We start from the raw sequence: 12,968 nt of genomic DNA on the forward strand, positions 1-12,968 counted from the left end.
CAAGGTTTAAAACGGAAAACGAAATTCGTGAGATTGTAAATACATTAAGTTATCAGCATAAAAATATTAGAAATTTAATAGGAGCTGATGAAGCAGTTAAAGATTTCTTTTTAGAAAAATTACGATGTGAACATCTTAATGTGTATAGAGATGAAGAAAAAGTTAAAGAGTATTTAAAAAAGGCTTATAGCCATATGGGAAATGAGTACTTTTTTGCTATTGGAATAGATAAAAAGGGAAATATTTCAGAGGTTAATGAAATCTCTGTGGGGTCTGCTAGTGTATCAACATGTGATACTAGAAATGTCATACGTACTTTAAATAAGAATGATTTTGTTATTTTAGGTCATAATCATCCAAGCGGTGATCCATCGCCATCACGTGAAGATAATGAAGTTTTAAAAAACTTGACATTCTTGAATGAATACACAAGGGGAAAAATTATAGATAATTATATTGTAGGAGAATATATATATTCATATGCAGATAGAAAGCGGTTAATATTAGAAGCAGTTAAAAAGACACATGGAATTACTAGTGATGATTTAAGCCTTGCCAGTCAATATGATACATTTAAAGAATTTGACCTTAAAGATCCTAAAGAAACGCATATAGCATCTATTGATAATTCAAATAAACAGACAATTTATGAATATTTTGGATGTTCTTCTAAAGATGAACTGTTTAAGAAATTAAGTACTAGAAAGTCTTCAAAAACGAGAGCAGTACTAGATATATATGATGCAGCAAAACCTATAGATACAATTAGTACTCCAGTCGAATGTGTTAAATTTATTGAAACTCATGGATTGTATCCGCAAGAGGATACTAATGTTGTTATACTTTTTAATATTGAACATGATGTGACAGACGTGGCAACATTTAAAACAGAAAAAGAGCTTTTGGAGATATGCTCAAGACCTTGGGGAAATTATAATATCATTATTTCGGAAGATGAAAAAATAGCAAATAAGATGAAAGATCTTATTAATCATTTTCATGTAAATTATGAAACTTTAATTTGTAAATATGATGCAGAAAATAAGGTTATGAATATTGAATCTGATTACTATGGACATACATATCAAGTCAATATCTCAAAAGAAGAAATCTTTGATAGTTTAGAAGAGCGTGTGAATAGGTTGAGTAATATTAGAAATGAAAAATCACTAGAGGGAGCTGATGAGGCTGTTAAAGAGTGTTATTTACATAAATTAAAGTCGGAAACTCTTAATATTCACAAAGATAAGGAAAAAATTAAAGATTACCTATTAAAGGGCTATAAACATATGGGAAATGAGCATTCTTTAGTCATTGGAATAGATAAGAAAGGAAATATTTCAGAGATAAATGAAATCGCCGTGGGATCTGGTAATGTAGCTCCAATTGACTATAGGGCTATTGTAAGAACCTTAAATAGAAATCATTTAGTTATATTAGCACATAATCATCCATCAGGAAGTTTAACACCATCACACGATGATATAAAGCTGACTAAAAATATTATGGAGTTAGCTAATCATACAAGAGGTAAAGTATATGATCATTACATTATTGGAAATCAAGTAAATGAATTTTCTAATGATAGAAGCGTTAGTGAGGATATGAAAAAGAAAATGAAAAACTATCACAAATTCGAGAAGTCAAGAAGCAGATAAAAATAAAAGGAGATACTTATGATTTCTTTACATTTAATTTGGACATCTGACGGAAAAGTTGTATCTGCTAAAGATAAGATTACGATCAAGGAAATCAGAGAATATTACAAGGATAAAGAAAAGTTAGAGGAATTTATTCAATACACAGAAGAAGCTCCTGATATTGCATATATTGATATTGATGGAAAAGTCTTTATTTTGGATAGAGAATAATTTAAATATTTCAAATAATAAAAACATTATAAATAATATTTTTATTGTAAATATTATTTATATTATTTTAAAGGAAAATATATGAAATGCTTAATCTATTGGAATAAAGAAAAAAATATACATGAATTAATTACTGATGAAAGTGAATTTACTCAAGAAGAAATAGAAATTAACGATAAGGTTCTAATTGTTAGAAAATAAAAATTTGCAATTTGTATTATTTTGAAACTGGTATAAGGAGTATATATGCTGTTATATATTGTTGAAAAGCCAAGTGTGGCAAAAGCATTAGCAACATTTTTTAATAATAATGGTGCTAACTATAAAATTAGTCGAGATGAAAAAAGTGGATGTTGGATTGATAAAAAAGCTGGTTCTTCTATTGTTTGGTGTATTGGCCATATGGTTACAAATGCAGAGCCAGAAGAATATGATCCAAAGTATAAGCGTTGGACATTAGAAGATTTGCCAATTGTGCCAGATGAATTTAAAAAAGTTCCATTCTCTAATCGTAAAGCTCAATTTCAATTAATTTTAAAATTAATTGAAGATGCCACAACTATTGTTCATGGTGGAGATCCTGATCGAGAAGGACAAATTATCGTGGATGAATTATTGGAATTAGTAGATACTAGCGGAAAAGAAATTAAGCGGATTTTATTAAATGCTTTAGATGATGCTAGCATTGAAAAAGCCATTACTTCTTTACAGTCTAATTTAGACTATAAAGGGTTGAGTTACGCTGGTGATGTAGCAAGACAAATAGATTGGCTAATTGGAATGAATTTATCACGTTATTTTACGAAGGTTTTCCAAAATGGTGGTTACACTGAAACATTCCCTGTAGGTCGCGTTAAATCACCAGTACTAACAATGATTGTGGAAAGATATTTAGAACATCAGAACTTTAAACCTAAAAAGTTCTTTTATCCAGTATCTAATATCACATATGAAGGAGAATCCATTCCTATTCAACTTAAAGATGTACCTAAATCTGATACAGAAGATGAAGCTGATCAAATTATGCGTAATTGGAGTGCTTTAGGTGAAGCAAGAGTAACGTCTATTGAGATCAAAGAACATAAAGAACAAGTAAAAGAACTATATTCTTTGGACTTCTTAGAGGTAGAAGCCAATCAGAAGCACGGAATCTCTCCTAGTAAAACACTAGAAATCGTGCAAAAGCTATATGAAAAAAAATTCTTAACATATCCTCGTTCCGATTGTCGATTTCTTCCAGAATCTCAATTCAAGGATGCCGTTGATATTGTAGCTGCTATCAATGCTACTGGTTTATTAAAGATTAATATTCCTGTACCAGATACTACGAATATTCCTTATGTATATAACGATACTAAGGTAACAGCCCATCATGCGATTGTTCCTACAAGAGAAATTCCTAACCTAGATGAATTGAAAAAAGAAGAACTATTGATTTATACGCTCATAGTAGAGAAATACGCTTCTATTTTCTTTAAACCATTCACATATAACAAAGAGATCATCACATTTGCAATCGGCGATAAAGAAGCAACAATTTCCATTAAAAATGTCATAGATTATGGCTGGAAATCATTGCAAAAAGTGAAAAAAGAAACTCCTAATGAAGAAGAAAAAGAAACATCAGAAGAAATTAGTGGTACTTTTAATTTTAATGAGGGAGATACCTATTCAGTATCCTATGCCTTAAAAGATGGTATTACAAAAGCTCCTAAATTGTTTACAGAAGGCACATTAATTCGTGCTATGACGAATATAAAATCAGAAAATAAAGAGCTAAACGCTATTATTAAAACAGTTGATGGCTTAGGTACGCCTGCAACAAGGCATGAAATTATAGACGACTTGTTAAAGAAGGGCTATGTTGTATTAGATAATAAACATCAAATGATTCCTAGTAATTCCAGTATGGAACTAGTAAAACATTTACCTGAGAAGTTGAAACGTGCTGATTTTACAGCGGAAATGGAATTAAAATTAGAGGCACTTTCCCAAAGAGGGCGTGACGCTATATTTGAAGAGGCTCAAGATATTGCACTAGATTCTATTCAATACATTATAGATGTCATGGATTCTACGGATACGAAAGCCATTATTAATACAGAACATCCTTGTCCTGCTTGTGGTAATGGGTATTTATTTGAAAAGAGCTATAAAGGCGATGATGGCCAAAAAGTCTATTATTACAAATGTAATAATGAAAATTGTGAGTTCCATAAACAAGGGAAATCTTTTGGTTCAAGAAAAGCTAGACCAGTAATTAAAAAGTGTCCACGATGTGATGCAGGATTTATGGTGGAGAAGCATGGTAAATTTGGTACCTTCTGGGGTTGCTCAAATTATCCTGAATGTAATCATATTATGAAAGAAAAGGAAATGGAATTATAATGAAAAGTTTAACACGAAACTTTTTTGGAAATCTCAAACGTAATACTAAAACAGAAACAACTCCAATTCCAAAAGTAGACCCTGTATCTGGTGACGAAAAAATACAGTATCCATCAAGAGAAATAGCGAAACTAAATACAGAACAAGAAGCTATCCCTAAAGATATGACAGTAACTCCTGATGAAGCACTATCTAAAAGAGATACACTTTTCCAATGTGAAGAAGGAAATACTGGGAAAAATGAATTAAAAGAGTTAGATAAGATGCCAGATAACGAAGAGAGTCAAGAGGATACTTCTAATAAGGAAGAATCATCTAGTACGACACAAGGAAAGGAAGTGGAACTATCTACTGATGAAAAGATGTCTAATGAAAATTCTGGTTTGGATACTAAACCAGATACTCAAAATACTAAAGCAGATGAAGCTAAATCACCTGGAAGAAGCAAAAGCGATTACGAAAAAGATCGTTATGTTAAACAAGTGGAAAGAGAATATCTTAATCAACTTACAGAATTAGCAAAACAAGCCTCTAAACAAGTTTTAAATGAAGCTGTAGATACAATTATTGAAAACCTAATGTATCCAAAGATTCTTAAAAATTTAGATGATGCCTTTGTAGAACTTTCGATTAAGCAAAAGGTGGATGATTTAATAGAAGGAAGAGTAAATGATTATTTATCGAAAGAATTAAACTCAATTCTTCCTGAAATGGTTAATCAAAAAGTACAAGAAGAAGCAGAATCTATTATTTCTAAATATGTAGAAACACAAGTTTCTACTATAACAGAAATGTATTGCAAAAATAAATTTGCAGAGAAATTTGATGAAGAAATAAGAAAATATCTTAATCAGCATCAAGTAGATGTAGATTATCTAGAAAATTATAAACATTTATACATAGATATCTCTAAATTAGTAAAACTCATAGATGATACAAATTTAGAGGAAAGTAAACAAACAGAACTAGAAAATCTATTAAACAACATGTTAGCTAAAGTATTATTTCAACGAGAACGATGGATTAAAAAAGAAGAAAATAAAAAATTAGAGGGTACTGGAACAAATGATGATACTGCTAAAGAAGAAAGTTAAATACATTTTATTACTCCTATCTATATGTACATTCTCTAATTCAAATGCCATGAGTCTTGAAGAATATATTAGTATATATAACCCTCAAGAAGCCGAAAGGATTGCTAACGCTATTATAGATAGCTCTAATCGAAATCATATAGATCCTAAGTTTGTAACCGCTGTATTTGAATTAGAATCTGGGTTCCACAATAATGCTGTATCTAGTGCTGGGGCATTAGGAATTGCACAATTAATGCCTGAAACGGCAGCTTATTTACAAGCCGATCCATACAATATTGAGTCAAATATTGATGGTGGAGTTCGGTATCTAAAAGAAATGAAGGATTTATGGAGCGATAAAGGAATTTATGTTTATAATTACGCACTTGCTAGTTATAACGCAGGTGCTGGGAATTTAGCAAATGGTATTCCAACTTATACCTATGACTATATTAATACAGTTCATGCTTTATATGAAAAAATTGATAGAACAGTTACGGTAGAAAACGTTTCTAACCATAACACTATATATACGAAAAAAATATTATTATCTAAGTTAAAACAACTAAGAGAAAGGAGATCAAAATGAGCATTAATAAAGTATCCGAAGTAAAAGAAACTGTTAAAGATTATGAAATGGCATTAGATGAGACAGAACAAACTATTGATCTTGCAGAACTTGATGAAATGGAAGATGTTTCTGAATATGATGGTAAATAACTATGGCAATCACAAGAACGCTGAGTAAAAATTCTGATAAAAAAGCGGATGTAAACGAGAAAAAATCTGCTAGAAAAATTGTATTGGAAATGCGTAATGAACTAATCAATGATATGTTATATGAATTACGCAATAAAAAAAATGACACATCTCCTTGGCGTAAGGGGTATGTGAAAATGAACTTTACCAATAACATTAGTGGTAAAGATTATAAAGGAATTAACCGATTTCATTTAATGCGTTCGGCTAGAAAAAATGGGTTTAGTGATCATCGTTGGATCACATATAACCAAATGAAAGCAGCTAATGAAGCTAATGGAGAGCCTTTATATATTTTAGAAAAAGGCTCAAAGGCTACCAAAATTGAATTTCATCAATGGATTACACCAGAAGAAGCTAAAGAACGTATGGAGCGACAAAAGGCTAAGGGTGTTGAAGATGAAATGATTGTTAAGCGTGAGGATGGATATTGGGTACATAAATATTACAACGTATTTAATGCTCAACAATTCGTTAGATTTCCAGAATTAGAGCAACTATCAGAAGATGTAAAAAATGCAATGTTAGATAGTGCATTAGAAAATTCTGAAGCACCTATTCATTATGATCAAATGGATAAAAATTATTACATGCCTGCAAAAGATGAAATACATCTTGTTCGGAAAGAATACTGGGAAGATAAACAAAAATTATATGCTACTGCACTTCACGAAATGGCACATTCTACTGGACATTCAAGCAGGTTGAATCGACCTATAGAGAATGAATTTGGCACTAAAGAATACGCATTAGAAGAGCTTAAAGCTGACTTTGCTAGTACGATTCTATTCCAAACTTATGGATTGGAGCAAACAGAAGAGCAAAAGAAGAACTCTTTAGCTTATTTAAAGCATTGGTACAAAATTCTAAAAGAAGATCCGAACCAACTGGTATATGCGATTAAAGATGCTGAAAAAGCTGTTGAATACATCGAAGAACATATGATGAACAAAGAGTTAGTTCAAGAACATTTAGAAAATAAAGCTAATGAAAAAAGGGCATCTAACACTAAAGATTTACCACAAAATCCAATTGATAGAATTGGGGTAAAAATTGAATGGGGAGAATTTCCTACTACAGAAAACAACAAATTATTAATCGGCGGTGCTGCTACTGCCTTTGGTTTAGAAATTGGTAAGGCTATTGGTGGTAAAGAATATGAACGTGATGTTCTATATTCTGGTAAAGATGCCATAGATTTAATGAAACGTATTGAGTTCGATAACGATCGAATCCAAACTTCTCTTATTAATGCAGTGGATAAGGTGAATTTAGAATTTTATTTAGATGATAAACAAATTTCTACACATTCTACAACATTGGGTGAATGGGATACATCTCCAGAAAAAAACATACTATTTTCTCAACTGAAAGAAACAAATGACCCAGATATGCTTCGATTAGAAGGATATTTAAAAGAAACATTTGCCAATAAAGATGATTATATTCATGAAGATCCTAAAAAAATCTCAGCATTAAGAAAAGCCGCAGGAGCTAATTTAATGTTGGATAGTACCAAATCTAACGGAACTATCTTTGAATTATCTTTTAAGCATCCAGAACTTCCTAAACAGATACTTGAAACAGATGATGTATTTAAACCAATGAAAGAGTTATCTAATTTTAAACCTATAAAAGTTGAAGATGTATTAGAAGCACCTGTCAATATGCCAGCATTTCCAGAGGCAAGTATTCAATCACAAAAAAATGCTTTTAAAAAACTAGAAGATATAAATACTTTTATTGAACTTGGATTAGGGCAGAGAGAATCTCTTCCTGAAGAAATTCAAAAGCATTTAGAAGGAGCTTCTTATTATTATGAAAAGTGTTGTAATAAGCTAGATGAATACAATGAATATAAAGAGTTGAAGGAAAAATTAGTTGCATCTAAAGAAGAAAAAGAAAAGGATACTTCTGTAAAAATAAATAGAAATGTATTACCTAAAAAAGGTAAGATTACAGAAGTTAAAAAAGATAGCTTGCCAGCTGGGGCTACTTATCCACAATATGAAGAACCAGTCATTATGGATAAACCCCAAAAAAAGGGATTAGGAGCAAAAATCGTTGCTCCAAAAAAAGAACGTGGTACTACAACACGAAAAAGAAGTGGTATTACAGGGGGTAGATAATGGAAAAAGAATTAAAAGCTGATACAAAAGATATATTAAAAAAATATACCGAATATCTTAATGAAGAATATCCAGATAGAGATTTTACAAATGAAAGTTTTGATTTAGAAAATTTGCCAATAGGTGTTTTGTCTCATGAATATAAAGAAGAAATGATAGAATGTCTATTTCCAAAAGCCAAGGGAATGCCTTTGTCTGAAAAAACAAATGAAATTTTAAAATCTATGGAAGAAACAGAAATAGATATATATGTAAATGCTAAAACCATGAAGCTAAATGATATTGTTGATGTTCCTGAAGGTTATTTTGATAACCTTTTATATCCAACAGATGCTAATCACGATTTTATGGCATCTTATTTTTTAGAAGAGGAGATTGATAGACATTTTTCTTTTGAATCAGTCCAGGAAAGATTAAATACGATGAAGGAAATTGGTGCAGAATTATTATCTCCACCACAATTAAATAATTTTCCTCACACATTTAATCCTAATGGATTAGAAGTAAAAGCTGATGTTAAAAATATTGAGGTAGATAGATCTAAGCATCTCCCTATTGAAAGGGGGCGTTAGATGATATTTTAATCGTATTTACGCACATATATGAAGTCAGGTAATTATTTTAATTTTGCAATTTCTATTATTTTGAAAAAGGATTACAATGAAAAATTTAAAGAAAAAACAATTAGCACTTTCCACATTAGTAGCACTAGCTTGTGCTGGTCATATTGGATATGCAGCAGATACTGCTACTACACCTACTACCACAACTACAGAGAATGGTGTAACCAATAACTATTGGGATATTACTATCAATAATGTTAAAGAAGATTCTGGTCTTGAGTTAGGAACGAATGCAAGGGCTAGAGGTAATGGTTCTATTGCTACTGGAACTGGATCACTAGCTGTAGGTAATAATGCAGTGGCCACTGGTGGCAATGAAACAAAAGATACCATTACTGGTAAATTGAACGAAAATAGACAGAGATTAGCTGAAATCTCCACTGCTCAAAATGCTGTTACTAACTTAGCGAATGAAATCCAAAAAATCCGTGCTGAACAAGCCAAAACGATTGAAGCTGGCGAACGTGTAAAACAGGTTCGACTAGCTAAAGAAAAAGCACATCAAGACTATTTAAACAAACAAAATGCATGGTCTACAGAAGTAGCTAACTCTGCTGAGTTCCTTCGTAACGCTCAAGCAAAACTAGATGATTTAAACAACCGTTTAGGTGCAGTCAATCGTCTTGGCAATGTAGATATTACCTCTGATTCAGGATTGACCGCAGCGGCTACTGATTTAAAGCGTATGACGGAAGAAAACAGCACCTTAGATTTACCACTAGAAAGTTTCTATAAGGAATATATTAAATCATACTATAAGGCTTCTGGGGATTTACGTGCTAATCAAACTCGGAAAGCTAAATCTTCTACATTTGCTTTTTTTAACAAAAACAATATACCTTCTAACAATTATACTGGATTAAATGATACTGGTCTAAATATGAAAGTAATTAGTCCATATATTTTCACTTCTACAAGCATAAAATCTGGATTGTTTAATTCAAATGGAACATTGAATTTTATGTCACATCCAACTATTCAAGAAATGAACCAATTTAATAAAAATGCTTTTGATTCATATAATGGTTTAACGAATAAACCAAGTAAAGATATTATTTTTAAACATATTAATACAGATTTATCAACTAAGGATGAATGGGATAGTGCAGTAGAAGAGGCTAGTAAATATAAGCAATCTTTTAGAGAGTATTTTAATGCTAATAACAATCCTTTATTAACAACTGAACTTAAAAATAAATTATTTTTAGAAATGGATAAAAAAATAGATTATGAGGTAAAGGCTTATGAAATAACATATTATCAAAAACAATACGAAGATACTCATAATACAGTTTGGTTAGATAAAAAAAATGTAGCAATAAAAGAGTATAATGCTATTGCTGCTTCATATGATTTAGATACTTTTATTAACGAATTGTCTCGGAACTATAAAAATTGGGAAAAAGAAAATATCACAGATGTTTTAGAAAAAAACAAAGTCACAACGAACAAACTCACATCAGACCTTGAAACAGCTCTTCAAATCAATAAAAATGCGGTTGCAGAAAAAGAAAAACAAATTGCAGCATTAAAGGTATCTGCTGATCAGGCTAAAACGAACTGGGAAAGTATTAATCCTAATGCCTCCGACTTATTATATATGGAACAATATGAAGCCTTAATGCGACAATTGACGGCTAAATCTCAAGAATTGCAACAAAATCAGGAACGTTTGACGGCTTTAAAAAATGCACTTACTCTACATGATCTAACTAACGTTGGCGAAAATGCTATGGCCATTGGCACTAATTCCTTATCCACTGGTTCTAATTCCATTGCTATCGGTACTGGTACTATTGTCACTGGTGAAGGTTCTATTGCCATCGGTAAAGGTTCTGCTGTAACAGGTACTAAATCTATTGCTGTTGGTGTTGGCCATATAGTAATCGGTAATAATTCAGGCACATTTGGTGATCCGAATACGATTTATGGAGATAACTCCTACGCATTCGGTAATAACAATACCATTGGTGATGCTACCACCACTCATACCGTAGGTACCAATACATTCGTATTAGGTTCTAATGTGACCACTAAGGCAAATAACTCTGTTGTGTTAGGCAAAGATAGCACAGCCACAGAAGATAATGTAGTATCTATCGGATCTGCTACTTCTACTAGAAAATTAGTGAATGTAACAGATGGTTCAGTAGCTGAAAATTCTAAAGAAGCGATTAATGGTAATCAGTTATGGAAAGTATCTGAAGCTAAAGATGGAGCAATTAATAAAACTGCTTGGCAAGCTGCGTTAGGTACTGGCACTGTTACTGATGGTAACACTGGCCTTGTCACTGGTGGCACTGTTAATACGGCTATTACTAATGCTGTCAACAATGCTACTTCTAGCATCAATAATGGGTTAGATTCTAAATTCAATGCTAAAGCTAATACAGCACTAGATAACATCTCTGATGACGGTAAAACGGTGATCCGTAACTTATCCAAAGAGGCTGTTAAATTAGAAAATGGTACTAATACTTCCGTAGAAAGCCGTGTAGACGGCAATTCCACTGTGTATAAGGTAAATGTATCTAACGATTCCATCACAGGGGCTATTGCCCCTAAATTAACAGAATTAGCTACTTCTGTAGATACCAAACTAGCAACCAAAGCCAATAAGGATGCTTCCAACATCACTTCCGAGGATGCTTCCAAATGGAGCGAAAAATTAGGTACTGGTACTGTTACAGATGGTAACACTGGTCTTGTTACTGGTGGCACTGTTAATACGGCTATTACTAACGCTGTCAACAATGCTACTTCTAGCATCAATAATGGGTTAGATTCTAAATTCAATGCCAAAGCCAATACTGCACTAGATAACATTACTGATGATGGTAAAACGGTTATTCGTAATTTGTCTAAAGAGGCTGTTAAGCTAGAAAATGGTGCAAATACTTCTGTAGAAAGCCGTACAGACGGTAATTCCACTGTGTATAAGGTAAATGTATCTAACGATGCCATCACAGGTGCTATTACCCATAAAATCACTGAATTATCCAATGCTGTAGATACTAAGTTATCTACTAAGGCTAATAAAGATGCTTCTAACATCTCTACTGAGGATGCTAAGAAATGGGGAGAAAAATTAGGTACTGGCACTTCTAAAGCTGGTGATAAAGGCTTAATTACAGGTGATACCTTACATACTGCATTAGCTAATGTTCAAATTGATCCTTCTACTCTCACATCTAAGGCGAATACAAACGCATCCAATTTAACAAATGAAAATGTAAAAGAGTGGACTGCAAAATTAGGAACTGGCACTGTTGGCCAAGGTGATTCTTCTAATGGTCTTGTTACTGGAAAATCTGTCTACGAAGCCATTCAAAATTATTCTCCGAAAGGGCTTATTAAAACAGATGGTAAAACAGTGACTGTTGATAGAGCTGGTACAGCGACTCATGTAGATTTCCGTGGTACCGATGAACATGGTAACAGTATTCTCCGTGATATTACTGGGGTTGTAACAAATCCTAATGATCCTACTTCTGTAGTTAATATGGATACGTTACAAACACAAACCCAAGGATTGGATCAAAAACTAACAAAAGATATTAATGTAGGTACAGCTACAGCATCCGCATTAGCTGCTTTACATCCATTAGATTATGATGAAGACAATAAAGTATCTTTTGCTGTTTCTCATGGCCAATATAATGGAGTGAAAGCTACCGCATTCGGTGGATTTATTAGACCAAATGAAAACATTATGCTGTCCTTAGCAAGTACTATTAGTCCTAATGATCGTGCATGGAATGCTGGGTTATCTTTTAAAATTGGTTCTAGCTCTGATTATAAAAAAATTACCAAAGGAGAAGTCAATGAACTTCGCAAGAAAAATGACAATTTACAAGATCAATTGAATCAATTGAAAGATCAATTATCTAAATTATCTACTAGACTTTCACCTAAACGAGCTTCCTTCCCTGATGTGCCTAAAGATCATTGGGCTAGCGAAGCCGTAGAAACATTACATGGTAATGATGTCTTAGATGGTTATCCAGACGGCGAATTTAAAGGCGATAAACAAATGACACGTTATGAATACGCTCAAATGCTTTACAAAGGCCTTAAATAATCATAGTTATATCTACAGTGTAATGAATTTTACACTGTAGA

At 32.3% G+C, this 12,968-nt stretch carries 9 protein-coding genes; all 9 read left to right on the forward strand.

All coding sequences use genetic code 11. From position 1 onward, the window contains the following. On the forward strand, window positions 1–1,658 hold a 1,658-nt coding region (locus tag EO117_RS06325; protein ID WP_206168591.1), incomplete at its 5' end, for a JAB domain-containing protein. Window positions 1,659–1,676: 18 nt separating this feature from the next. Then, the gene (locus EO117_RS06330) at window positions 1,677–1,871 is read left to right on the forward strand and encodes a hypothetical protein (RefSeq protein ID WP_126939638.1); all 195 of its coding nucleotides are present in this window, start codon (window positions 1,677–1,679) and stop codon (window positions 1,869–1,871) included. A gap of 246 nt (window positions 1,872–2,117) precedes the next feature. Further along, window positions 2,118–4,259, forward strand: coding sequence for a DNA topoisomerase (locus tag EO117_RS06335; protein WP_126939639.1), 2,142 nt, complete (start codon window positions 2,118–2,120; stop codon window positions 4,257–4,259). After that, window positions 4,259–5,353 (forward strand): hypothetical protein, encoded by a 1,095-nt coding sequence (locus EO117_RS06340; RefSeq protein WP_126939640.1) that lies wholly within the window; start codon window positions 4,259–4,261, stop codon window positions 5,351–5,353. The genes EO117_RS06335 and EO117_RS06340 overlap by 1 nt, the downstream gene beginning before the upstream one ends. A 49-nt stretch (window positions 5,354–5,402) precedes the next feature. Next, window positions 5,403–5,924, forward strand: coding sequence for a lytic transglycosylase domain-containing protein (locus EO117_RS06345; protein WP_126939641.1), 522 nt, complete (start codon window positions 5,403–5,405; stop codon window positions 5,922–5,924). Beyond that, a complete protein-coding gene (locus EO117_RS09425; RefSeq protein WP_256359681.1) occupies window positions 5,921–6,055 on the forward strand; it encodes a hypothetical protein in 135 nt (44 codons plus the stop codon). The genes EO117_RS06345 and EO117_RS09425 overlap by 4 nt, the downstream gene beginning before the upstream one ends. A 2-nt stretch (window positions 6,056–6,057) precedes the next feature. Then, a complete protein-coding gene (locus EO117_RS06350; RefSeq protein WP_126939642.1) occupies window positions 6,058–8,223 on the forward strand; it encodes a zincin-like metallopeptidase domain-containing protein in 2,166 nt (721 codons plus the stop codon). Beyond that, window positions 8,223–8,795: a hypothetical protein gene (locus EO117_RS06355; RefSeq protein ID WP_126939643.1), complete on the forward strand. Its 573-nt coding sequence runs from the start codon at window positions 8,223–8,225 to the stop codon at window positions 8,793–8,795. Before EO117_RS06350 ends, EO117_RS06355 begins: the two co-directional genes overlap by 1 nt. Before the next feature lie 88 nt (window positions 8,796–8,883). Then, window positions 8,884–12,927: an S-layer homology domain-containing protein gene (locus EO117_RS06360; protein WP_126939644.1), complete on the forward strand. Its 4,044-nt coding sequence runs from the start codon at window positions 8,884–8,886 to the stop codon at window positions 12,925–12,927. Window positions 12,928–12,968: the final 41 nt, after the last annotated feature.

The organism is Veillonella sp. VA142 (assembly GCF_003992135.1).
In the GTDB taxonomy this organism is placed as follows: Bacteria; Bacillota; Negativicutes; order Veillonellales; family Veillonellaceae; genus F0422.